This window comes from Mesorhizobium sp. M0830, from assembly GCF_040319965.1.
Taxonomy (GTDB): Bacteria; Pseudomonadota; Alphaproteobacteria; order Rhizobiales; family Rhizobiaceae; genus Mesorhizobium.
On sequence record NZ_JAMYOR010000035.1, the window covers coordinates 34,744 to 57,707 of the forward strand.

Sequence of the window (22,964 nt, forward strand, 5' to 3'; positions counted from 1 at the left end):
CGGAGCGCCGGGTGAGACCTAAGCTTCGCGGCCTCGCATTACCATTTGAAATACTGCCATTCAGACCTCCCGCAAATGAATCGCGGAGAGGCCCCTTATAGAGACGCCCCGATGCATCGCCAAGATCAGCGCACGCCAAAAGTGTATCTGGCCCAACCACTGCGATTATTTTGCAACAATGGCTGATGTAAGCCAGCCGCGGGCTTTCAGCGTCTAGCCTCCATCCCTGAAACGATTGGTAATGGGGTAGCGGCGGTCGCGGCCGAAATTCTTCTTTGTGATCTTCACCCCCGGAGCCGCCTGCCGGCGCTTGTATTCGGCGATGTAGAGCAAGTGCTCGATGCGCGTCACCGTCGCCCGGTCATGGCCGCGCGCAACGATGTCGTCGACGCCCATTTCGTTCTCGACCAGGCATTCGAGGATGTCGTCCAGCACCGGATAGGGCGGCAGCGAGTCCTGGTCGGTCTGGTTCTCGCGCAATTCCGCCGACGGCGCCTTGTCGATGATGTTCTTCGGGATCACCTCGCCAGAAGGCCCGAGCGCGCCCGGCGGCACATGGCTGTTGCGCCAGCGCGACAGCGCATAGACCTGCATCTTGTAGAGGTCCTTGATCGGATTGAAGCCGCCATTCATGTCGCCATAGAGTGTGGCATAGCCGACCGACATCTCGCTCTTGTTGCCGGTGGTGACGACCATCGAGCCGAACTTGTTGGAGATCGCCATCAGGATGGTGCCGCGCGCGCGGCTCTGTAAATTCTCCTCGGTGATGCCTTCCTTGGTTCCTTCGAACATCTGCGTCAAAGCGTGCAGGAAGCCTTCGACCGGCTCGAAGATCGGCACGATGTCATAGCGGCAGCCGAGCGCGCGGGCGCAGTCCTCGGCGTCCTTCAGCGAGTCCTTCGAGGTATAGCGGTAAGGCATCATCACCGCGCGAAGGCGCTCCTCGCCGAGTGCATCGACGGCAAGGGCCGCGCATATCGCCGAATCGATGCCGCCCGAGAGACCAAGCACGACATTCTTGAAACCGTTCTTGTTGACGTAGTCGCGCAGGCCGAGCATGCAGGCGCGATAGTCGGCCTCTTCCCTGTCCGGGATTTTCGACATCGGCCCTTCCGAGCAGACCCACCCTTCGGCTTGCCGTTTCCAGGTGGTGACGTCGATTGCTTCCTCGAACTGGCTCATCTGGAAGGCCAGTGTCTTGTTAGAACCTATGGCAAACGAGGCGCCGTCAAAGATCAGCTCGTCCTGGCCGCCAAGCTGGTTGGCATAGATCATCGGCAGCCCGCATTCGATGACCTGGCGGATGACGACCTGGTGGCGAACATCGATCTTGGCGCGATAATAGGGCGAGCCGTTCGGCACCAGCAGGATTTCCGCCCCGCTTTCGGCCAGCGTCTCGCAAATGTCGACATCGCCCCAGATGTCCTCGCAGATCGGAATTCCGATCCGCACGCCGCGGAAATTGACCGGCCCCTGAATTTCGGGCCCGGCCTGGAAAACGCGCTTCTCGTCGAATTCGCCGTAATTCGGCAGATCGAGCTTGTAGCGCTCGGCGATGATCTTGCCGCCATCGGCGAAGACAATCGAATTGTGCGTGCCGCTCTTGCGCTTCAGTGGCGTGCCGATGATGACGCCCGGACCGCCGTCGGCGGTATCGGCGGCAAAGTCCTGTGCCGCTTTTTCGCAGGCCTTCAGGAAAGCCGGCTTCAGCACCAGATCTTCCGGCGGATAGCCGGCAAGGAAAAGCTCGGTATAGAGCACGAGATCGGCGCCTTGGCGGGCAGCATCGGCTCTCGCCTCGCGGGCCTTGGCGAGATTGCCGGCGACGTCACCGACGGTCGGGTTTAGCTGGGCGATTGCAATGCGCAGGATGTCGAGGATCTTGGTCATGCCTGCTGACTTAGCGCGGCAAATTTCGTCGGGCAATGGCGTTCGTTTGGACCAATTCTGACTGATCGTGGCCGCACTGCCGGCGATCAGTCGTCACCCATATATTCGCGCAACGATTGCGGAGAATGGTTCTCCCCGATCGACATCGCCAGGATGCGCGATATGTGGCGGCGCGGCAGATGTGTCTGTGCCGCCCACTGGTTGATCTGGGCCTGGATCTTGTCGAGATCTCTCTTCGAGGTCGGGCTTTCGGCGATTTCGAGCCCCGAGTCGCGCAATGCCGCCGCCATATCGCCCGAAATGACGAAGGCATCCCAGCCCAGCCAGCGCAGGAAATACTGGCCGGTGTTGCCGCCGAGCCGGCTGCCATGTTTGCCGAGATAGGCCATCAGCCCGACTTGGTCGTCGGCCGGCCAGTTGGCGAGGAATTCGCCGAAGCCACCATGCTCCTTCGACACGCGCTCGACGAAGGCAGCGTTGTCGCGAACGGATTTGATCTTCTGCGGATTGCGCACGATGCGCTGGTCGGAAGCCAGATCGTGCCAGAAATCATCGGGCTGGAACAACAGCCGTTTCGGCTCGAAGTGGAGAAACGCCTCTTCGAAGCCCGGCCATTTCTGTTCGATGACGCGCCAGACGAAACCGGCGGCAAACACGCGCTCGGCCATAACAGACAGAATGCGATCGTCCGCGATCTCAGCCACGGCGGCATTGTCGGGCGCGGGGCCCAGCAGTGACGAAAGCTCCGCTTCGCCACCCTTGCGTTTTGCGGCACGTGCGCGGATTTTTGCGAAATCGGCCATTCTGCTTGCGTCCTCGCGTCGTGCTTTTGACGATCGGCATCTTCCTATATGGAAATCAGGCTGCCAAGCCGATGCTTTGTATGGAGACATCCATGAACAAGACCGTGCCGGAACTCGCCAATCGCTGGCTGAGGCGAAACCCGGAGAGCCTGAGCGAACTTGAGAGGCGGGTGCTGCAGAGTACCGTCGACCGCAAGCCCATAGCGCAGGACATCAATGTCAATCTTGCCGGCCTTCAGGGCGTGGGCGACCGTATCGCCGACGCCATTGCGCGCGTCGGCGGCTCGTGGACGTTCATCCTGTCCTTCATAGCCTTCCTGATCCTCTGGATCGGTGCCAATTGGTGGCTGCTGGGGCGAGAATCGTTCGACCCCTACCCTTTCATCTTCCTCAACCTCGTCCTCTCGATGATTGCCGCCTTGCAGGCGCCGGTGATCATGATGTCGCAGAACCGACAAGCGGCGCGCGATCGGATCGACGCCGCGCACGATTACGAGGTCAACCTCAAAGCCGAGATCGAGATCATGGCGCTGCACGAAAAGCTGGACGAGCTGCGCCACAGCCAGATCATCGCATGCGCGACGAGATCGCGCAGATAGCCGAACAGGTGAAGCGGATTGACGAGCGACTTGCCCCCCAGACCCAGCCCTCATGACGGAGGCCATCCATCATTTCATCGAACAATATGGACTGCTTGCCATATTTCTCGGCTGCGTTGCCGAGGGTGAAAGTGCCGCCATCCTCGGCGGCTTCTTCTCGCATCAGCAGGTCTTCGTCCTGTGGCACGCCTTTGTCGCGGCTGGCCTCGGCGCCTTCGTCGGCGATACCTTCTTCTTCATCCTTGGACGAAGCTTTGCCGACCATCGCTATGTCGTCAGATTGCGCAAGCGACCCGGCTTTCGCCGCGCCTTTCGCCTGCTCAACACCCATCCGAACATTTTCGTCCTGTCGAACCGCTATATCTACGGCATGCGCCTCGTCGGCGGCATCGCGGCCGGGCTTTCCAATATCCCCGCGCCGCTCTTCGTCATCCTCAACGCTATTTCGTCGGCGATCTGGGCGGTGCTGTTCGGCACGATAGGTTATGTCTTTGGACTGGGAGCCGAGCACTTCATCGGCCCGGCATTGATGCGCCACGAGCGGTTGCTGGTCGGGCTGGGCATCGGCCTGACCGTGGCGATCCTTGCTTGGTTCGTTGCCCGTCACATCGCTAACAGGGAGCACGCCAGGGAGAGCTGAGCTGGATGTGCTTGAGATTCAGGTCATGCCGCCATCACCTGGATATTCCAGCACCTCCTGCTAAATCGGTAGGCCCGTGATCCGCTCGATGATGGCGATGCCCCAGACGCCGGCGACGATGAGCACCGAAATCAGCACCGCCAGCGAACCGCAGTCCTTCGCCAGTTGAATGTCGACATTGAACTCGCGGCTGAAGGCATCGCATGCCGCCTCGATGCCGGTGTTCAGCACTTCGACCAGAATCAGCAGCAGCACCGCGCCGATCAACAAGGCATAACCGCGCCATGAGATCGAAACGAACCAGCCGAGCGGCAAGGCAAGCGCAAGCAGCACCAGTTCCTGCTGGAAAGCCTTCTCGCTGGCCGCCAGCTTGCGAAACGCCCGCACCGAATTGAAATAAGCGCCGATCAGCCGCTGCATGCCAAACCCCTTTCCGAATCACCGGCACGGGATAATGCAATTGCTGGCCAGATCAACGAAATAAGGCGATTTTTCCAAGAATCATTCGGCGACCGGTATGGACGGTGTCGATTTCTCAAACTGTGGCAGGCCGTCGTCGATCGAATAATAGTCGCCCTTGTCGCCGACGAAAATATGGCATTCGCCCTCAAGGCCTGTCGGCTTGTCGAACGACCCTGCCATGACTGAGATGTAGTCCTGGTGTCGCGGCTCCCAGAACATCACCGATCCGCACGCCTTGCAAAAACCACGCCTGGCGAAGGCAGACGCCTCGTACCAGGTGATGTTTTCCTTGCCCTCGATCACGATATCGGCATTGGCAACATTGGTCGCGGCGTAGAAATGTCCGCTCTGCTTGCGGCATTGCGAACAATGACAATAGACGACGCCACGCAGCGCTCCGTGCGTTCTGAAGCGGACCGCTCCGCACAGACACGAGCCTTGATGACCATCACTCATGGCGACTCCTTCTTGGAGAAAACTCTGCCTGGCACGAGCTTCGCCATCACGTTTCCAGCTTTGCGGCAGCCACGCGCCAGCAAATGCGACACATGCTGGCGCCGCGAACCCGAAATTCAGTTTCATTCAAGCTTCTACAGCCGCAAATAGAGAAAAACGTGTCCGCACTTTACAAATTAAGGAAACTTTAGCGCCGGCGCATTTATGGTCACGGCAAGCGAAGGTCGTGGGTGGGGACGCGTCTCGTCGCAAATTGTGGACTATCGGGTGGCATTCCCCAGGACGGCGACACGTGGAACCTGCAAATTCTACGGCGGGATCCGAGGGGAAGAGTGATCAGAACATGCAGCTGGCAGCCGTCCCCACAGAACGAAAGACCGACATCGCAGCCAGTGTCATCGCCACAATGCGCCAGCTGGGCGTGCTCGGCCTGCCGCGCAACTACGAGATCTTCTACGAGGCCCTGAGCGGCACGAATCGCGAACTCAGCCTCGCCGTCGTTTCGCTGAGCAACCGGCCGACACAGGATGAACTGGACCAGATCGGGCGCACTTTCTTTGCCCAGAACCATGGCCCCGGCATCGTCGAGCATGCCAGGGACGTTATTGCCAGGGAGCTTGAAGAGGTCGCCTCGCTGTTGCGGAGCGAGCGTAGCCACATCGAGAAATACGGCAGGATCCTCGATGAGACATCGAGTGGCCTCAGCGGCCGCAGCCTTCTGTCTCAGGATCTTTTGCAGAAGATTGCCAATGCCATGTCGGTTGCCACCAATTCGACGATCGATCACGGTCGGCAGGTGGCCTCGACGCTCCGCGACAAGACTGCCGAACTGGAGAGCGTCAAGTCGAAGCTCGAGGAATACAAGCGGCTGGCCGATACCGATCCCTTGACCCATATCTGGAATCGCCGCGCCTTCGACAAGGAAATTACGAAGATCTACAACAGCAACAAGGGTATCCTGTTCAACGCCTTGATCCTTGCCGACATCGACCGTTTCAAGGACATCAACGACCGCTACGGCCACCCGGTCGGCGACAAGATCATCCAGATCATAGCCGACATTTTCCAGACAGGCATTCGCGGCGACATGTTCGTTGCCCGCACCGGCGGCGAGGAGTTCGCGCTGATCATCGAGGGCGCCAGCGAGGATGCCACCTACGAGATAGCCGAGCGCATTCGCGCCCTGATCGAGGAGACGCCGTTCACCAGCAGCCAGACCGGTACCAATTACGGCACCGTCACCGTCTCGATGGGCATCTGCATGGCATCCGAGGCCGAGGGGCCCGAGGACCTCTACACCAAGGCCGACCGGGCGCTCTATCGCTCGAAGGTCAGTGGCCGCAACCGCGTCACCAGGCACTCGACGATGGCCGGTCGGGCCGGCAAGAGCTGGCTGCTCTACAAGAAGGACTGATACCTTCGGTTCCTGCCTGCCCCTCGCGCCTGTGCCGGCAGCACGAACGCAGGGCTGAAAACAAAAAGCGCCCGATTTCTCGGGCGCCTTTTCATGAATTCATCCGGATCGCGGCGAAAATCAGCCGTTGACGGCGTGCTTGTGCTGCACCGGGTGGCTCTTCTTCAACAGATCCGAGACCAGGAAGGCCAGTTCGATCGCCTGGTCGGCGTTGAGGCGCGGATCGCAATGGGTGTGGTAGCGGTCCTGCAACTCCTCGGCGGTGATGGCGCGCGCGCCACCGGTGCATTCGGTGACGTTCTTGCCGGTCATCTCGACATGGATACCGCCCGGATGCGTGCCTTCGGCGCGGTGCACCTCGAAGAAGGTCTGCACCTCCTTCAGGATTCGGTCGAACGGCCGCGTCTTGTAGCCGGCGGCCTCGATCGTGTTGCCGTGCATCGGGTCCGACGACCACACCACGCTGCGGCCTTCCTTCTGCACCGCGCGCACCAGCTTCGGCAGATGGTCGGCGACCTTGTCGGAACCGAAGCGCGCGATCAGCGTCAGCCGGCCTGGCTCGTTCTCGGGGTTGAGCAGGTCGATCAGTTCCAGCAACCCGTCCGGCGTCAGCGACGGGCCGCATTTCAGGCCGAGCGGGTTCTTGATGCCGCGGCAATATTCGACATGCGCATGGTCGGGCTGGCGTGTGCGGTCGCCGATCCAGATCATATGGCCCGAGGTGGCATACCAGTCGCCGGAGGTCGAATCGACGCGTGTCAGCGCCTCCTCGTAGCCGAGCAGCAACGCCTCGTGGCTGGTGTAGAAATCGGTTTCGCGCAGGGCGTAATTGGTTTCCGAGGTGATGCCGACGGCCTTCATGAAGTCCATCGTCTCGGTGATGCGGTTGGCGAGCGATTCATACTTTTCGCCCTGCGGGCTGTCGGACACGAAGCCGAGCATCCAGCTATGCACATTCTCCAGGCTGGCATAGCCGCCCTGCGCGAAGGCGCGCAGAAGGTTGAGCGTCGCCGCCGACTGGCGGTACGCCATCTCCTGGCGGGCAGGATCGGGAATGCGCGACTTGGCGTCGAATTCGATGCCGTTGATGATGTCGCCGCGATAGCTGGGCAGCGTCACCCCGCCCTTGGTCTCGTTGTCGGACGAACGCGGCTTGGCGAACTGGCCGGCTACGCGGCCGACCTTCACCACCGGCTGTGCGCCGGCGAAGGTCAGCACCACCGACATCTGTAGGAAGACGCGGAAGAAATCACGGATGTTGTCCGCGCCATGCTCGGCGAAGCTCTCGGCGCAATCGCCACCCTGGAGAAGGAATGCGTCACCGGCAGCGACGGCCGCAAGCTGCTTCTTCAGCTTGCGTGCCTCACCTGCAAAAACCAGCGGCGGAAAGGTCGCGAGCTGGGCTTCCGTGGTCTTCAGCGCGGCAAGGTCCGGATAGGCAGGAACCTGCTTGATCGGTTTTGCTCTCCAAGAATTCGGCGACCATTTCGTCATCGCTGCACCCAACGCTCTCTCCGAGCAATTCCAGGAAAAGTATGAAGCGGTTTTCCGCCCGGAATTGCGTCTAACAAACAAATGGGCGCCATCGCCCGCCAACCCGCCCCATAAAGGGATCGCGGCTCCATACACGAAGCCGATTTCCTATTCTAGACCGGATTTGGCTGCGTGGCGAATGCCCGCCTGGCGAGGCGGTGTCCTATCCCTGCCCTACGCCGCCGCCTTCTCCACCAGCCGCGCCAGTTGTGTCATGACGACCGCGGAGCCCGCCAGCCGCTTCTCGGCCGTTGGCCAATCGCGCACGAACACGACGCTGTGATCCGGCCGGATCTTGGCCAGCGAACCCTGCTCGCCGATGAACCGGACCAGCCCGACCGGGTTTGAGAATTCACGCTTGCGGAAATGGATGACGACGCCCTTCGGCCCGGCGTCGAGCTTCTCGACATTGGCCTTGCGGCACAGCGCCTTGATGAAGACGATCTTCAAGAGATGCTTGACTTCCTCCGGCAGCGGGCCGAAGCGGTCGATCAGCTCGGCGCCGAAAGCATCGATTTCCTCGGTGTTTTCGAGATCGCCGAGACGCCGATAAAGCGCCAGCCTGAGCTGCAGGTCCGGCACATAGCCTTCCGGAATCATCACCGCCGTGCCGACGGCAATCTGCGGCGACCAGCCGCCATCCTGCACCTCGCCGGAGTCCTTCACCTCGGCGACGGCCTCTTCCAGCATCTGCTGGTAGAGTTCGAAGCCGACCTCCTTGATGTGGCCGGACTGCTCTTCGCCCAGAAGATTGCCCGCGCCCCTGATGTCGAGGTCGTGGCTGGCCAGCTGGAAGCCGGCGCCCAACGTGTCGAGCGATTGCAGCACCTTCAGTCGGCGCTCAGCGGTGTCGGTCAGCTTGCGGTTGGCCGGCAGCGTGAACAGCGCATAGGCGCGCACCTTCGAACGCCCGACGCGGCCGCGCAATTGGTAGAGTTGCGACAGGCCGAACATGTCGGCGCGATGGATGATCAGCGTGTTGGCCGTTGGGATGTCGAGGCCGGATTCGACGATGGTGGTCGACAGCAACACGTCGTACTGGCCGTCGTAGAAGGCATTCATGATGTCGTCGAGTTCGCCCGACGGCATTTGGCCATGGGCCACCGCAACTTTCAGTTCAGGTACGGATTCTCTCAGGAAATCATGGATTTCTGAGAGATCGCTGATGCGCGGAACGACATAGAAGGAATGCCCGCCGCGATAGCGTTCGCGAAGCAGCGTCTCACGGATCACCAGCGGATCGAAGGGCGAGATGAAGGTGCGCACCGCCAGGCGGTCGACCGGCGGCGTGGCGATCAGCGACAGCTCGCGCACCCCGGTCAGCGCCAGTTGCAGCGTACGCGGGATCGGCGTCGCCGACAGCGTTAGCACGTGCACATCGGTCTTCAGGTCCTTCAGCCGTTCCTTGTGCTTGACGCCAAAGTGCTGCTCCTCGTCGATGATCAGCAGGCCAAGGTTCTTGAACGAGATCGCGGAGCCAAGCAGCGCATGGGTGCCGATGACGATGTCGACCTGGCCCTCGGCAATGCCCTTCTTCGTTTCCGCCAGTTCCTTGGCACCGACCAGACGCGAGGCTTGGGCAACGCGGATCGGCAGGCCTGAGAAACGCTGCGAAAACGTCTTGAAATGCTGGCGCGACAACAGTGTCGTCGGCACCACCACCGCCACCTGAAATCCTTCCATCGCCGCGATGAAGGCGGCCCGCAACGCTACCTCGGTTTTGCCGAAGCCGACATCGCCGCAGATCAGCCGGTCCATCGGCTTGCCGGCGCCAAGGTCGTCGCGCACCGAGTCGATCGCCGTCTGCTGGTCGTCGGTCTCCTCGTAGGGGAAGCGGGCGGAGAACTCGCCGTAGAGGCCTTCGGCCGGCACCAGCGCCGGTGCGGCGCGCATCTGCCGTTCGGCGGCGATGCGGATCAATTGCCCGGCCATGTCGAGCAGGCGCTTCTTCAGCCGCGCCTTGCGCGACTGCCAGGCGCCGCCCCCGAGCTTGTCCAGCGTCGCCTCGGCGGTGTCAGAACCGTAGCGCGACAAAAGCTCGATGTTTTCGACTGGCAGGAACAGCCGGTCGTCGCCGGCATAGTGGAGTTCCAGGCAATCATGCGGCGCGCCGACTGCCTCGATGGTACGCAGACCGACGAAACGGCCGATGCCATGGTCTGCATGGACGACGATGTCGCCCGCCGACAGCGCCGAGGCTTCGGCAATGAAATCCGAGGGACGCTTCTTGCGCTTCGAGCGCCGGATCAGCCGGTCGCCGAGAATATCCTGTTCGGCGACGACGATCAGTTTCTCGGTTTCGAAGCCGGATTCGAGCGGCAGCACGGCGAGCGCCGCCTGCCCCGGCTCGAGCTTTTCGGCTTCCGCCAGGGTCGCGACCTGCTTGAGGTTGCCGAGATGGTGCTCGCCAAGGATCTGGCCAAGCCGGTCGAGTGAACCTTCGGTCCAGCCGGCGACGACGACGCGGCGGCGCGCCGCGCGCTCGTCGGCGATGTGTTTGACCACGACGTCGAACACATTGATGCTGGGGTCGGCGCGTTCCTCGACGAAGCTGCGGCCGTGCCGCGAACCGGCGTGGTAGACTTTCTTCGCGCCGGCATCGGGCGCATCGAACGGCGTGAAATCGATCGCTTCGCGCGGCCCGAGCGAGGCGATCAGGTTTTCCGGCGAGAGATAGAGCAGATCCGGCGGCACCGGCTTGTAGGGCACGGCATCCCTGAGCGCACCGTCGGCCTGCTTCTTGCGCGCCTCGTAGTGATCGAGGATCAGCGTGTGGCGTTCGGCCAGCGCCTCATGCGCCAGATGGTCGAAGACGACAGGTGTATCGGTTAGATAGTCGAACACTGTCTCCAACCGCTCGTAGAAGAACGGCAGCCAGTGCTCCATGCCGGCGAAGCGCCTGCCTTCGCTGACCGCCGCATAGAGCCCGTCGTCGCGCTGCGGCGCGCCAAAAGCTTCGATATAGGAGCGGCGGAAGCGGCTGATCGTTTCCGGCGTCAGCGCCACTTCACTCATCGCCTGCAGCGCCATCGACTTGCGTTGGCCGGTGGTGCGCTGGGTGGCGGCATCGAAGACACGAATCGATTCCAGCGTGTCGCCGAAGAAGTCTAGCCTGAGCGCCTCCGTCCAGCCGGGGGCAAACAGGTCGAGAATGCCGCCGCGCACCGCGAATTCGCCGATGCCGCGCACCGTCGGCACGCGTTCGAAGCCGGATGTTTCCAGCCGCGACACCAGTGCGTTCATGTCGATCTGGTTGCCGGGCCTGGCGTGGAAAGTCTGTGCCTCGACCAGTTCGGCCGGCGGAATGCGCTGCAGCAGTGCATTGGCAGTGGTGAGGATGACGGCGCGATGAGGCTTTTTCGCCAGCGCGGTCATGGCGGTCAGCGCATCGAGGCGCTTGGCGGCCGCGTCCGAACCGGGCGACACGCGGTCGTAGGGCAGACAATCCCAGGCCGGTAGTTCGAGGATCGGCAGACCTGGTGCCGCGAAGGACAGTGCCTCGATGATCGCCGGCAGCCGCTGGCCGTCGCGCGCCACGAACAGCACCGGCTTGTCGGGCGCGATCTCGAGTGCCGCCTGCACAAGCGCGAAGGCTTCGTAGCCGTCGGCGACGCCGTCGACGATGAACTGGCCGGCGCGGCCTTTCGGCAGACCGATGATGGGAATGAGGCTCATGAAATCACTGTCTTGCTTGTCGCAATTCCGGACGGAAAACCGCTTCGCACTTTTCCTGGAATTGCTTGTGTTCAGAATGTCATGGAGTGGCGGAAAGCCAGGATCTTTTGCAGGACGGCACAATCGATATCTGCCGGGACCGGGCGTTCGCCGGTGACCATGGGCAGGAATTCAGTGTCGGGAATGTCGAGGAGCTTCTCATATTGGTCGATTTCCTCGCCGGTCAAGGCACCGATCTCGGCGTCGGCGAAAGTGCCGAGGATCAGGTCCATCTCGCGCATGCCGCGATGCCAGGAGCGAAACAGAAGCTTACGGCGGTGGGCGTCCAGCCCCTCGCTTGATCTCGTCGTTCCGGTCATTGTGCCGCATCCTCGCTTGCTGCGGCGCATATAGCGTGGATAGAAGGTGCTGTCAGCCTTGCGCTGTACCCGTCGCAACATAAGCTGACATCATGCGCCCCACCATCCTCGATCCCTTGTTTGTCCCGATCACTTCGCTTGCCGGCGTCGGGCCGAAGGTTGGCGCCCTGATCGAGAAAGTCGTCACCGCCGATCTCGGTGATCGCGCCGCCCGCGCCGCCGACCTTCTGTTCGTGCTGCCGCACACCGTCATCGACCGCCGCAGCCGTCCGGGTATCGCAGGATCCGCTGAAGGCCAGATCGTAACGCTCGACGTGCGCATCGACCGCCACCAGCCGCCGCCGCGCGGCAACAGGTCGGTACCCTACCGGGTCTATGCCCATGACGACACCGGTGAGATCGCGCTGACCTTCTTTCATGCGCATGCTTCCTATCTCGAAAAGGCGATGCCCGAGGGCGAGCATGTGGTGGTCTCCGGCCGCATGGAATGGTTCAACGGCCGCCCGACCATGGTCCACCCCGATCATATAGCGCTGGCCAGCGAAGCGGAGAACCTGCCGCTGGTCGAACCGGTCTATCCGCTCACCGCAGGGCTCTCGGGCAAGGTGCTGCGCCGGGCGATCGGCCAGGCGCTTGCGCGCGTGCCTGAATTTCCCGAATGGCAGGACGGCGCCTTCATGCGCCGGCACACCTTTTCGGCCTTTGGCGATGCGCTCGCCCGCATCCACAATCCGGCAGACCCGATCGACGTCTCTGTCGACGCCGCCGCATGGCGGCGGCTGGCCTATGACGAGTTGCTGGCGGGCCAGGTATCGCTGGCGCTGGTGCGGGCAAAAGTCCGCCGCCTGTCTGGCCGTCCCCTGGTCGGCGACGGCAGCATCGTCGAGAAACTGCGTGCCGCACTGCCCTACTTGCTGACATCAAGCCAGGAGTTTGCGCTGGCCGAAATCAATGCCGACCTCGCCGATCCCGAACGCATGCTGCGGCTTTTGCAGGGCGATGTCGGCTCCGGCAAGACGGTTGTGGCGCTGCTGGCCATGGCGCGTGCCGTCGAGGCCGGCGGCCAGGCCGCCTTGATGGCGCCGACGGAAATCCTGGCGCGCCAGCACCTGGCGACGATCGCGCCGCTTGCCGCCAAGGTCGGACTGCGCATCGCCATTCTAACCGGCCGTGAAAAGGGCCGCGAGCGCACCGATACGTTGGCAGGCCTGGCCAGCGGCGAGATCGATATCGTCGTCGGTACCCACGCGCTGTTCCAGGAGACCGTCACCTTCCACGACCTGGTCCTCGCCGTCATCGACGAGCAGCACCGCTTCGGCGTCCACCAGCGCCTTGCCATCACCGCCAAGGGCGATGCACCAGACATGCTGGTGATGACGGCGACACCAATCCCGCGCACGCTGGTGCTGACCGCCTTCGGCGACATGGACGTGTCGAAGCTGACGGAAAAGCCGGCCGGCCGCCAGCCGATCCGCACCGTCACCTTGCCGCTGGAAAGGCTGGACGAACTGGTCGGCCGCATGGTCGACGCCGTTGCCGGCGGCCAGAAGATCTACTGGATCTGTCCGCTGGTCGAGGAATCCGAAGAGATCAAGCTGATGTCGGCCGAGGACCGTTTTGCCTCGCTGAAGCCGCTGTTCGGCGACCGCATCGGCCTTGTCCATGGCCGCATGAAGGGTGCCGACAAGGACGAGGCGATGCGCGCCTTCAAGCAGGGCGAGACACGCATCCTGATCGCAACGACGGTCATCGAGGTCGGCGTCGATGTGCCGGACGCCACCGTCATGGTCATCGAACATGCCGAACGCTTTGGCCTCGCCCAGTTGCACCAGTTGCGCGGGCGTGTGGGGCGCGGCGACAAGCCGTCCTCCTGCGTGCTGCTCTACAAGGACCCGCTCGGCGAGACCGCGAAACGCCGGCTGTCGGTAATGCGCGAGACCGAAGACGGGTTTCTGATTGCCGAGGAAGACCTGAAGTTGCGCGGCGAAGGCGAATTGCTGGGCACCCGCCAGTCCGGCACGCCGGGTTTCCAGGTGGCGCGCATCGAGGCGCATGCCGACCTTCTGGAGGCCGCCCGTGACGACGCCAGGCTGATCCTGTCGCGCGACCCGGAGCTGCAATCCGAGCGTGGCGAGGCGCTGCGTCTGCTGCTTTATTTGTTCGGACGCGACGAGGCCGTGCGGCTCCTGCGCGCCGGCTGAGCCAAGGCGGCAACCGACGGGTTGGCTAGCATTCCCTCGATCGGCTCGCCATTCACGACGACCATTTGCTTGACCTCGGGCGCCACCAGCCCGGCCGAGACGATCAGCTTGGCGCCGTCCTCGATCGTCATGTCGAGCAGCACGATGTCCGACTTCGGCACATACATCAGAAAGCCGGTCGTCGGGTTCGGTGTGCAGGGCATGAAGACGGCAATCAGCGGATCGCCTGCCTGGTCGAGCTTCTGGTTGATCTCGGTCTCCTTCTCGCTGGCGACGAACACCAGCGACCAGACGCCCTTGCGCGGATATTCGACCAGCCCGACCTGTCGGAACATGTCGCCCTTGTTCGACAGCACGGTCTCGAAAATCTGCTTCAGCGAGCCATAGATGCCGCGCACCAGCGGCATACGGCCAAGCAGGCGTTCGCCGAAATTGACGATGGCGCGGCCGACGATGTTGGCCGTCAGGAAACCGATCAGCGTGATCAGGATCAGCGCCACGATCAGCCCGAACCCCGGAACCGGAAACGGCAGGTACGTATCAGGACTGTAGCGCAACGGAATATAGGGCTTCACCCAGGAATCGACCCAGCCGATGAACGACCAGGCGATATAGGCGGTGATCGCCAGTGGCGCACAGACGACGAAGCCTGTGAGGAAATAGTTCCTCAGCCGGGTCACGCCGGAGGTCTTGGGAGCATCGGACATGGTTCACCGGGGCGCGGGTTGCAGCGCAACATAGTGAACCAGAGGGCGTATTGGAACTGCGAAGTTTTTAAAGCGCCGATTATGCCGCCGTTTCCAGCGGTTCGATTTTCTCAAGTTCCGGCGCCAGTTTCCTGGCTTCGGTTTCAAGCTCATAGGCCTGTTGAAAATTCATCCAGAATTCGGGTGTGGTGTTGAAAAATCTGGCGAGGCGGAGGGCCGTATCGGGGGTCAAGCCGATCTCCTCCTTGGCAATGCGTTCAATACGGGTGCGCGGAAGATTGAGCTTTTTTGCCAGCGCGCCGGCACTCATGCCGAGCGGGGCGAGATATTCTTCGCGCAGGAATTCTCCAGGATGAACTGGACGTGCGAATTTCGATGCCACTCGGCTCAACCTCCCAATTTGGGAGGCAGAACTTACTCCACCGTCACCGATTTCGCCAGATTGCGCGGCTGGTCGACATCGGTGCCCATGAACACGGCGGTGAAATAGGCCAGCATCTGGATCGGCAGCGCGTAGATGATCGGCGAGATGATTTCCGGCACGTCCGGCAGCACGATCGTCTCCATCGTCTTCACGCTCGTCAGCGCCGCACCCTTGCTGTCGGTGATCAGGATGATCTTGCCGCCGCGCGCCGCCACTTCCTGCATGTTCGACACGGTCTTTTCGAAAATGCGGTCATGCGGCGCGATGACGATGACCGGCATGTTCTCGTCGATCAGTGCGATCGGGCCATGCTTCAGCTCGCCCGCTGCATAGCCTTCGGCATGAATATACGAGATTTCCTTGAGTTTTAGCGCACCTTCCATGGCCAGCGGAAAATTGGTGTCACGGCCGAGATAGAGCACGTTCTTGTAGTGCGCGAGCTCGCGCGCGATCTTTTCGATTTGATGATCGAGCTTCAGCACCTGGTTGGCAAAGCGCGGCGCCTCCGAAAGCTCGCGCACAAAGATCTTTTCCTGCTCCTTCGAAATCGTGCCACGCGCCACACCGGCGCGCACGGCGAGCGATGCCAGCACCGAAAGCTGGCAGGTGAACGCCTTGGTCGAGGCGACGCCGATCTCCGGCCCGGCCAGCGTCGGCAGCACGACGTCGGATTCGCGCGCCATGGTCGATTCCCGCACGTTGACGACGGCGCCAATCTTCATCCCCGCCTTGCGGCAGTAGCGCAGCGAGGCCAGCGTGTCGGCGGTCTCGCCCGACTGTGAGATGAAGAAAGCCGCGTCGCTCTTCGACAGCGGCATTTCGCGGTAGCGGAATTCGGAGGCGACATCGATGTCGACCGGCAGCCGCGCATAGCGCTCGAACCAGTATTTGCCGATCAGGCCGGCGAGATACGCCGTACCGCAAGCCGAAATCGCCAGCCGGTCGATCGCTGCGAAATCGAACGGCAGATCGAGCGGCTTGGAGACGCCGCCGACAAAGTCGAGATAATTCGCCAGCGTGTGCGAGATCACCTCGGGCTGTTCATGGATTTCCTTCTCCATGAAGTGGCGCCTATTGCCTTTGTCGACCATGAAACTGGTCGAGAGCGACTGCTGGCGCTTCCGGTCGACCTTTGTGCCGTCAATGTCGAAGATTGCGACGCCATCGCTGCGCACCACCGCCCAGTCGCCATCTTCGAGATAGGTGATCGAATTGGTGAACGGGGCGAGCGCGATGGCGTCGGACCCTAAAAACATCTCGCCATCGCCATGGCCGACAGCCAGCGGCGGACCGTTGCGGGCGCCGACGATCAGGTCTTCATCGCCCTTGAACATGATGGCCAGCGCGAAAGCGCCTTCCAGTCGCTTCAGCGCCTGGTGCGCGGCATCAACCGGCTTCAGCCCCTTGGCAAGTTCGCGAGCCACCAGATGCGCCACGACCTCGGTGTCGGTCTGCGACGAGAAAGAATAGCCGTCGCGGATCAGTTCTTCGCGCAACTCGGCGAAATTCTCGATGATGCCATTGTGGACGATAGCGACTCCGTCGGAAAAATGCGGATGCGCATTGGTCTCGTTGGGTACGCCATGCGTCGCCCAGCGCGTGTGGCCGATGCCGATCGTGCCGTCGAGCGGCTCGTTTTTCAGCAAGCGTTCGAGGTTGACCAGCTTGCCTTCGGCGCGGCGGCGGCCAAGCTGGCCGTGCTCGATGGTAGCGACGCCGGCCGAGTCATACCCGCGATATTCGAGCCGCTTCAGCGCATCGACGATGAGCGGCGCAACCTGCGAGTGGCCGACAATTCCAACGATTCCGCACATCCAGACAGCCCCCGATTCCCCATGGAAAACCAGCGCTATCTAGGGATGGCCGGCCTGCCGCGAAAGTCACATTGTATTTCGCCCCGTGTAACGGAACGCTTCTTCCTGTCGATGCACCATGACAGACCGCTCTTGCAATCCGGTTACTGCAATCGTTCGCGTTTTTGCAGGGGCCGGGCTTACTTACTTTTCCTTCGCAGCCGCGGCCGAAGCAAAGCGTTCGCGCAGCTCCTTGCCCTTGCCTGGGATCGTCTTCTGGCGGGCGCGGCCGAAGGCCAGCGCGTCTTCAGGCACGCTTTCGGTGATCACGCTGCCCGAGGCGATGTAGGCGCCCATGCCTATGGTGACAGGGGCCACCAGTGAGGAATTCGAGCCGACAAAGGCGCCCGCGCCGATGTCGGTGAAAAACTTCGAATAGCCGTCATAGTTGCAGGTGATGGTGCCAGCGCCGATATTGGCGCCCGCGCCAACCCGCGCATCGCCGATATAGGTCAGATGATTGACCTTGGCGCCCTCCTCGATAACAGCCTGCTTGACCTCACAGAAATTACCGACCTTGGCCTTCTGTCTAAGATCGGCACCCGGCCGCAGGCGAGCGTATGGTCCGATATCGCAGTTGGAAGCGATGGTGGCGCCTTCGATATGGCTGAAAGCATGGATCTTGGCGCCCGTGGCGATCTTCACGCCCGGACCAAACCAGACATTGGGCTCGACGATCGTATCGGCGCCGATCTCGGTATCGTGCGAGAAGTACACGGTCTCGGGCGCAATCAGCGTCACGCCCGACAGCATTACCTCCTGGCGCCGACGCTGCTGCCAGATGCCTTCGGCCTGCGCCAGTTCAGCGCGATTGTTGATGCCGAGCGCATTCTCGAAACTGGCCTCAGTCGCAACGACATCGAGACCGCGCCCGCTGGCTATCTCGACGATGTCGGTGAGGTAATACTCGCCCTTGGCATTCTTGTTGCCGACGGCTTCGAGCAGCATCAGAGCTTGGGCGCCGGCCACCGCCATCAGCCCGCCATTGCAGAAAGTGATCTTGCGCTCTTCCTCGCTGCAATCCTTCTCCTCGCGGATGGCGACCAGTTTGCCACTCTTTTCGATCAGCCGGCCATAGCCAGTTGGATTGGGGGTACGAAAGCCGATGATGACGACGGCAGCACCTTCCGCCAGTTTCAGCCGCGCCACGGTGAGCGCATCCGCGTCGATCAGCGGCGTGTCACCGAACATCACCAGGATATCGTCATAACCCTTTGATATCGCTTCGCGAGCAGCAAGAACGGCATGCGCGGTGCCGAGGCGCTTTTCCTGCACAAAGGTCTCGGCTTTCGGAGCGAATTTTGCCGCCGCCTTGCGCATCTCTTCCGCGCCATGGCCAATCACCAGCACCTGGCTGCCGGCGCCTGCGGCCTCGGCAGCCTTCACCACATGGGCGACCATCGGCAGCCCGGCAATCTGGTGCAGCACCTTCGGCAACGCGCTCTTCATGCGCGTGCCTTCGCCGGCGGCGAGGATGACGGACAGGCAGGATCTCTGGCTCATGGAAGGACAACCATGTGAAGGGGTTGGGAATCAGGACATGCTAACAGTGGCGCCATGCTGCACCAATGCGGTTAAATTCCGGTGAGATGGTGGAGCAGCTGACTCCCAATCGTGGGTCCAGATCTAATGTCGGGTGCCTACCCCAATCTTCCCAGCACCGGAAAATTCTCCAGCAGCCAATAAGACACGGCCTGCACGCCGCCGGTGAGGAAGAACACGCCGGCGACGACCAGCAGCGCGCCGATCGCCTTTTCGACTACGCCGAGATGGACGCGGAACTTGCCGAGGAAGCGCATGAAGGCGCCCGAAAACAGCGCCGCAATCAGGAATGGGACGCCCAGGCCGAGCGAATAGGCGGCAAGCAACAGCGCGCCCTCACCCACCGTCTCGCGGCCGCCGGCCAGTGTCAGGATCGGCCCCAATACCGGGCCGATGCATGGCGTCCAGCCGAACGCGAAAGCCAGCCCCATCACATAGGCGGCGATCACACTCGCCGGCTTGCCTTGCGCCTGGAAGCGCGCCTCGCGCGACAAAAGCGGGATGCGCAGGATGCCGAGGAAGTTCAGGCCCATCAGGATGATCAGCACACCGGCGCCCATCGCCAGTTGCTCCTGCCAGACCCGCAGCAGCCGGCCGATGGTCGATGCACCGGCTCCGAGCGCAACGAACACTGTGGAAAAGCCTAGCACGAAGGCGATCGAGGAATAGAGCAGCGCACCGCGCGCGCCTTCGCGCGCCGTCGCACCCGCATTGCCGCGGAAATCGTCGACCGAGACGCCTGCCATATAGCAGAGATAGGGCGGCACCAGCGGCAGCACGCAAGGCGACAGGAACGAGATCGCTCCCGCCCCGACCGCGCTGACATAGCCGATGTCCAATGCCATTTCCAAGAACTCCAGTGCCGTGGCTGATATAGCGACGCGCAGCCTTGTCCACCAATCACCATTGTGTTGGCAAGATCATCCCTTGCCGAACGCACTTGCCGGGGAAGAAACGGCGACCCGCAGGCGTTGATGCGATGAGGCCGCGATTTCCCGCGCGTCTCCATATATCAGTCAGGGAGATTTCCATGAAAACCATAACCGTTGGGCTGGCAGCGCTGTTGCTCAGCACCGCTGCATCCTTCGCCGCCGACGCGTGGAAGGAAGCCGAGGTCAATGGCACCAGGATCTACACCGACGCCAACGGCATGACGCTTTATACCTATGACAAGGACGAAAAGGGCAAGAGCAACTGCTACGACAAATGCGCCACCAACTGGCCGCCGCTGAAGGCCGCAGCCGGCGCCAAGCCGGAAGACGAATGGAGCGTTGTCGGCCGCACCGACGGCACCAAGATGTGGGCCTATGACGGCAAGCCGGTCTATACCTTTATCAAGGACAAGAAGCCCGGCGATGTGAGCGGCGACGGCGTCGGCGAGGTCTGGCATATCGTCAAGGCCGACTAGCGTACTCGGTACCCAGCCGCCTGATGGCGGTACAAGGGCTGGTCGCCGGGCAATCTTCATGCAGCGGGCCACCGGCGTCGACCACCTTGCAACAAACCTCCGGTTTCGGTTCAGCGACTCGGGTGGAAAGCAGATCGGGTCGTTTCCGATGACATAGGGTCATTTCCGACGACTAGGGATCACCATCCCCTTTTCCAAAATTCTGTGATTTCCTCCATACACTCTAAGAGTGTATTGCTGCGGAGAGCCCCGCAATTTGGGCGCTTCCCCTTGACCGGATGCAAAAGCGCCGCCATGTGAGCGACACATGAACGAGATTTCGTCGCGCGCAGCGGAATTCTTCTGCCGCACCACAGCTGATATGAGACCTCATGGACGTCGTCGTCGTCGAATCGCCGGCCAAGGCAAAGACAATCAACAAATACCTCGGCAAGAACTACAAGGTTCTGGCCTCGTTCGGCCATGTCCGCGATTTGCCAGCCAAGGACGGCTCAGTGCGTCCGGACGAGGATTTCGCCATGTCCTGGGCGGTCGACACCGCTTCGGGCAAGCGGCTTGCCGACATCGCCAAGGCGGTCAAGGATGCCGACGGCCTGATCCTCGCAACTGACCCGGATCGCGAGGGTGAAGCCATCTCCTGGCATGTGCTGGAGGTGCTGAAGCAGAAGCGCGCGCTGAAGGACAAGCCGGTCAGCCGCGTCGTCTTCAACGCCATCACCAAGTCGTCGGTGCTGGAAGCGATGGCCAATCCGCGCCAGATCGATGCGCCGCTGGTCGATGCCTATCTCGCCCGTCGGGCGCTGGATTATCTCGTCGGCTTCACGCTGTCGCCGGTGCTGTGGCGCAAACTGCCGGGCGCCCGCTCGGCCGGACGCGTCCAGTCGGTTGCGCTGCGCTTGGTCTGCGACCGCGAATCCGAGATCGAGCGCTTCATCCGCGAGGAATACTGGCAGATCGCGGCTCTGCTGGGCACGCCGCGCAACGAGAATTTCGAAGCGCGGCTGACCGCCTTCGATCGCAAGAGGCTGCAAAAGCTCGACATTTCCAACAAGGCGCAGGCCGACGACATCAAGACGATGCTCGAAGGCGCAACCTTCAAGGCCGTGTCGGTCGAAGCCAAGCCGACCAAGCGCAATCCCGGCCCGCCCTTTACCACCTCGACGTTGCAGCAGGCCGCTTCATCGGGCCTTGGCTTCTCGGCCAGCCGCACCATGCAGGTGGCGCAGAGGCTCTATGAAGGCATGGAGATCGGCGGCGAGACCACCGGCCTGATCACCTATATGCGAACCGACGGCGTCCAGATGGCACCCGAGGCGATCGACGCCGCACGCGACGCCATCGCCAAGGAATTCGGTCCGAAATACCTGCCGGAAAAGCCACGCTTTTACACGACCAAGGCCAAGAATGCCCAGGAAGCGCACGAAGCGATCCGCCCGACGGATTTCATGCGCACTCCGGCATCGGTCAGGCAATATCTCGATTCCGACCAGATGCGCCTCTATGAGTTGATCTGGAAGCGCGCCATCGCCAGCCAGATGCAGCCGGCCGAAATCGAGCGCACCACCGCCGAAATCGAGGCGGTCAACGGATCGCGCACAGCCGAACTTCGCGCCGTCGGCTCGGTCGTTCGCTTCGACGGCTTCATTGCCGCCTACACCGACCAGAAGGAAGACGACGCGGAAGACGAGGAAAACCGTCGCCTGCCCGAGATCCGCGCCGGCGAGCAGCTTGCCCGCCAGGCGATCAACGCCACCCAGCACACCACCGAACCGCCGCCGCGTTATTCCGAGGCTTCGCTGATCAAGAAGCTGGAAGAGCTCGGCATCGGCCGGCCTTCTACCTACACGGCGATCCTGAAGACGCTCGAAGACCGCGACTACGTCACCATCGACAAGCGCCGGCTGGTGCCGCAGGCCAAGGGCCGCCTGCTGTCGGCTTTCCTCGAAAGCTTCTTCAAGCGCTATGTCGAGTACGACTTCACCGCGTCCCTCGAGGAAAAGCTCGACGAGATTTCCGACGGCAAGCTCGCCTGGAAGGATGTGCTGCGCGATTTCTGGAAGGATTTTTCGGGCGCCGTCGGCGACATCAAGGAGTTGCGCGTCACCGACGTGCTGGATGCGCTCAACGAGGAACTGGCGCCGCTGGTGTTTCCCGCGCGCGAGGATGGCTCCAATCCGCGCATCTGCCCGAAATGCGGCACCGGCAACCTGTCGCTGAAGCTCGGCAAGTTCGGTGCGTTCGTCGGTTGCTCGAACTATCCCGAATGCTCCTTCACCCGCCAGCTCGGCGACGCTGCCAACCCCAATGGCGAGAATGGCGGCGGCGAAGACGGTACCAAAGTCATTGGCAAGGATCCTTATACGTCAGAGGAAATCACGCTGCGCAGCGGCCGCTTCGGCCCCTATCTGCAGCGCGGCGACGGCAAGGAAGCCAAGCGCTCCAGTCTGCCCAAGGGCTGGACGGCAGAATCGATCGACCACGAGAAGGCGCTGGCGCTGCTGTCGCTGCCGCGCGACGTCGGCCAGCATCCGGAAACGGCCAAGATGATCTCGGCCGGGCTCGGCCGCTACGGCCCGTTCGTCCTGCATGACGGCACCTACGCCAATCTCGACAGCATCGAGGACGTGTTCTCGATCGGGCTGAACCGCGCCGTGTCGGTGATCGCCGAGAAGCAGTTGAAGGGCAAGGGCGGCCGCAATGGCGGCACTGCCGCAGCGCTCAAGGAGCTTGGCGAACACCCCGACGGCGGTGGCAAGATCGTCGTACGCGACGGCAAATACGGGCCTTACGTGAATTTCGGCAAGGTCAATGCCACCTTGCCCAAGGGCAAGGATCCGCAGTCGGTGACGATCGAGGACGCGCTGGCGTTGATTGCCGAGAAAGAAGCCAAGGGCGGCGGCGGCGCCAAGAAGCCGTTCCGAAAAGCGGCAGCAGCCAAGGCGCCCGCGGCCAAGAAAACCGCAGCCAAGAAGCCGGCAGCGAAGAAAAGAGGGTAGGA

The 22,964-nt window shown here is 62.1% G+C and carries 17 protein-coding genes and 1 pseudogene; 6 read left to right on the plus strand and 12 right to left on the minus strand.

The window, feature by feature from the left end:
- Window positions 1–213: 213 nt before the first annotated feature.
- Both NKI20_RS20340 and NKI20_RS20345 read right to left on the minus strand, forming a co-directional pair.
- Window positions 214–1,890 (minus strand): NAD+ synthase, encoded by a 1,677-nt coding sequence (locus NKI20_RS20340; RefSeq protein WP_352833519.1) that lies wholly within the window; start codon window positions 1,888–1,890, stop codon window positions 214–216.
- An 86-nt stretch (window positions 1,891–1,976) separates the two neighbouring features.
- A complete protein-coding gene (locus NKI20_RS20345; RefSeq protein ID WP_352833530.1) occupies window positions 1,977–2,693 on the minus strand; it encodes a DNA-3-methyladenine glycosylase I in 717 nt (238 codons plus the stop codon).
- Between the two features lie 92 nt (window positions 2,694–2,785).
- Here NKI20_RS20345 and NKI20_RS20350 point away from each other — a divergent pair.
- Together NKI20_RS20350 and NKI20_RS20355 are read left to right on the plus strand one after the other, a co-directional pair.
- Window positions 2,786–3,348, plus strand: a pseudogene (locus tag NKI20_RS20350) (DUF1003 domain-containing protein).
- Complete coding sequence (locus tag NKI20_RS20355) at window positions 3,345–3,932, plus strand: DedA family protein (RefSeq protein ID WP_352833533.1); 588 nt, start codon at window positions 3,345–3,347, stop codon at window positions 3,930–3,932. Before NKI20_RS20350 ends, NKI20_RS20355 begins: the two are co-directional and overlap by 4 nt.
- 60 nt (window positions 3,933–3,992) lie before the next feature.
- Here NKI20_RS20355 and NKI20_RS20360 read toward each other — a convergent pair whose 3' ends face one another.
- Both NKI20_RS20360 and NKI20_RS20365 read right to left on the minus strand, forming a co-directional pair.
- A complete protein-coding gene (locus NKI20_RS20360; RefSeq protein ID WP_352485664.1) occupies window positions 3,993–4,352 on the minus strand; it encodes a diacylglycerol kinase in 360 nt (119 codons plus the stop codon).
- Between the two features lie 81 nt (window positions 4,353–4,433).
- Entirely contained in the window at window positions 4,434–4,850 is a 417-nt protein-coding gene (locus NKI20_RS20365; RefSeq protein ID WP_352833536.1) for a GFA family protein, read from the minus strand.
- A gap of 343 nt (window positions 4,851–5,193) precedes the next feature.
- Here NKI20_RS20365 and NKI20_RS20370 point away from each other — a divergent pair, with 343 nt between their 5' ends.
- Window positions 5,194–6,264 (plus strand): GGDEF domain-containing protein, encoded by a 1,071-nt coding sequence (locus NKI20_RS20370; RefSeq protein ID WP_352726925.1) that lies wholly within the window; start codon window positions 5,194–5,196, stop codon window positions 6,262–6,264.
- 120 nt (window positions 6,265–6,384) lie between these two features.
- Here the strand turns inward: NKI20_RS20370 and NKI20_RS20375 are convergent, their stop codons facing one another.
- From NKI20_RS20375 to NKI20_RS20385, 3 genes are all read right to left on the minus strand, one after another.
- Window positions 6,385–7,758 carry a class II 3-deoxy-7-phosphoheptulonate synthase gene (locus NKI20_RS20375; protein WP_352726949.1) on the minus strand — a complete coding sequence of 458 codons (1,374 nt, stop codon included), beginning with the start codon at window positions 7,756–7,758 and terminating at the stop codon, window positions 6,385–6,387.
- Window positions 7,759–7,971: 213 nt separating this feature from the next.
- On the minus strand, window positions 7,972–11,472 hold the full coding sequence (gene mfd / locus NKI20_RS20380; RefSeq protein WP_352833539.1) for a transcription-repair coupling factor: 3,501 nt from the start codon (window positions 11,470–11,472) through the stop codon (window positions 7,972–7,974).
- A gap of 71 nt (window positions 11,473–11,543) precedes the next feature.
- A complete protein-coding gene (locus tag NKI20_RS20385) occupies window positions 11,544–11,831 on the minus strand; it encodes a succinate dehydrogenase assembly factor 2 (protein ID WP_352726922.1) in 288 nt (95 codons plus the stop codon).
- A 92-nt stretch (window positions 11,832–11,923) separates the two neighbouring features.
- Here NKI20_RS20385 and recG point away from each other — a divergent pair, with 92 nt between their 5' ends.
- Entirely contained in the window at window positions 11,924–14,032 is a 2,109-nt protein-coding gene (gene recG, locus NKI20_RS20390; RefSeq protein ID WP_352833543.1) for an ATP-dependent DNA helicase RecG, read from the plus strand.
- On the opposite strand, the gene NKI20_RS20395 is transcribed toward recG, so the two are convergent.
- The 5 genes from NKI20_RS20395 to NKI20_RS20415 all read right to left on the minus strand — a co-directional run bounded on the left by NKI20_RS20395 (window position 13,984) and on the right by NKI20_RS20415 (window position 19,403).
- Window positions 13,984–14,739 carry a DUF502 domain-containing protein gene (locus NKI20_RS20395; RefSeq protein WP_352833546.1) on the minus strand — a complete coding sequence of 252 codons (756 nt, stop codon included), beginning with the start codon at window positions 14,737–14,739 and terminating at the stop codon, window positions 13,984–13,986. The genes recG and NKI20_RS20395 overlap by 49 nt on opposite strands.
- Window positions 14,740–14,818: 79 nt before the next feature.
- On the minus strand, window positions 14,819–15,121 hold the full coding sequence (locus NKI20_RS20400; protein ID WP_352833549.1) for a HigA family addiction module antitoxin: 303 nt from the start codon (window positions 15,119–15,121) through the stop codon (window positions 14,819–14,821).
- Between the two features lie 32 nt (window positions 15,122–15,153).
- Window positions 15,154–16,977: a glutamine--fructose-6-phosphate transaminase (isomerizing) gene (gene glmS, locus NKI20_RS20405; RefSeq protein ID WP_352833552.1), complete on the minus strand. Its 1,824-nt coding sequence runs from the start codon at window positions 16,975–16,977 to the stop codon at window positions 15,154–15,156.
- Between the two features lie 183 nt (window positions 16,978–17,160).
- Window positions 17,161–18,519, minus strand: coding sequence for a bifunctional UDP-N-acetylglucosamine diphosphorylase/glucosamine-1-phosphate N-acetyltransferase GlmU (gene glmU, locus NKI20_RS20410; protein ID WP_352833555.1), 1,359 nt, complete (start codon window positions 18,517–18,519; stop codon window positions 17,161–17,163).
- A 137-nt stretch (window positions 18,520–18,656) separates the two neighbouring features.
- Window positions 18,657–19,403 (minus strand): cytochrome c biogenesis CcdA family protein, encoded by a 747-nt coding sequence (locus NKI20_RS20415; protein ID WP_352833558.1) that lies wholly within the window; start codon window positions 19,401–19,403, stop codon window positions 18,657–18,659.
- A gap of 185 nt (window positions 19,404–19,588) precedes the next feature.
- Here NKI20_RS20415 and NKI20_RS20420 point away from each other — a divergent pair, with 185 nt between their 5' ends.
- Both NKI20_RS20420 and topA read left to right on the plus strand, forming a co-directional pair.
- Entirely contained in the window at window positions 19,589–19,966 is a 378-nt protein-coding gene (locus tag NKI20_RS20420; RefSeq protein WP_352833561.1) for a COG4315 family predicted lipoprotein, read from the plus strand.
- 371 nt (window positions 19,967–20,337) lie between these two features.
- Window positions 20,338–22,962 (plus strand): type I DNA topoisomerase, encoded by a 2,625-nt coding sequence (topA, locus tag NKI20_RS20425; protein ID WP_352833564.1) that lies wholly within the window; start codon window positions 20,338–20,340, stop codon window positions 22,960–22,962.
- The last annotated feature ends 2 nt before the right edge of the window (window positions 22,963–22,964 follow it).

Bases quoted from the DNA above. Each gene is read 5' to 3' on its own strand.
- NKI20_RS20340 (WP_352833519.1), bottom strand. From the start codon at position 1,890: ATGACCAAGATCCTCGACATCCTGCGCATTGCAATCGCCCAGCTAAAC.
- NKI20_RS20345 (WP_352833530.1), bottom strand. From the start codon at position 2,693: ATGGCCGATTTCGCAAAAATCCGCGCACGTGCCGCAAAACGCAAGGGT.
- NKI20_RS20355 (WP_352833533.1), top strand. From the start codon at position 3,345: ATGACGGAGGCCATCCATCATTTCATCGAACAATATGGACTGCTTGCC.
- NKI20_RS20360 (WP_352485664.1), bottom strand. From the start codon at position 4,352: ATGCAGCGGCTGATCGGCGCTTATTTCAATTCGGTGCGGGCGTTTCGC.
- NKI20_RS20365 (WP_352833536.1), bottom strand. From the start codon at position 4,850: ATGAGTGATGGTCATCAAGGCTCGTGTCTGTGCGGAGCGGTCCGCTTC.
- NKI20_RS20370 (WP_352726925.1), top strand. From the start codon at position 5,194: ATGCAGCTGGCAGCCGTCCCCACAGAACGAAAGACCGACATCGCAGCC.
- NKI20_RS20375 (WP_352726949.1), bottom strand. From the start codon at position 7,758: ATGACGAAATGGTCGCCGAATTCTTGGAGAGCAAAACCGATCAAGCAG.
- mfd (WP_352833539.1), bottom strand. From the start codon at position 11,472: ATGAGCCTCATTCCCATCATCGGTCTGCCGAAAGGCCGCGCCGGCCAG.
- NKI20_RS20385 (WP_352726922.1), bottom strand. From the start codon at position 11,831: ATGACCGGAACGACGAGATCAAGCGAGGGGCTGGACGCCCACCGCCGT.
- recG (WP_352833543.1), top strand. From the start codon at position 11,924: ATGCGCCCCACCATCCTCGATCCCTTGTTTGTCCCGATCACTTCGCTT.
- NKI20_RS20395 (WP_352833546.1), bottom strand. From the start codon at position 14,739: ATGTCCGATGCTCCCAAGACCTCCGGCGTGACCCGGCTGAGGAACTAT.
- glmS (WP_352833552.1), bottom strand. From the start codon at position 16,977: ATGTGCGGAATCGTTGGAATTGTCGGCCACTCGCAGGTTGCGCCGCTC.
- glmU (WP_352833555.1), bottom strand. From the start codon at position 18,519: ATGAGCCAGAGATCCTGCCTGTCCGTCATCCTCGCCGCCGGCGAAGGC.
- NKI20_RS20415 (WP_352833558.1), bottom strand. From the start codon at position 19,403: ATGGCATTGGACATCGGCTATGTCAGCGCGGTCGGGGCGGGAGCGATC.
- NKI20_RS20420 (WP_352833561.1), top strand. From the start codon at position 19,589: ATGAAAACCATAACCGTTGGGCTGGCAGCGCTGTTGCTCAGCACCGCT.
- topA (WP_352833564.1), top strand. From the start codon at position 20,338: ATGGACGTCGTCGTCGTCGAATCGCCGGCCAAGGCAAAGACAATCAAC.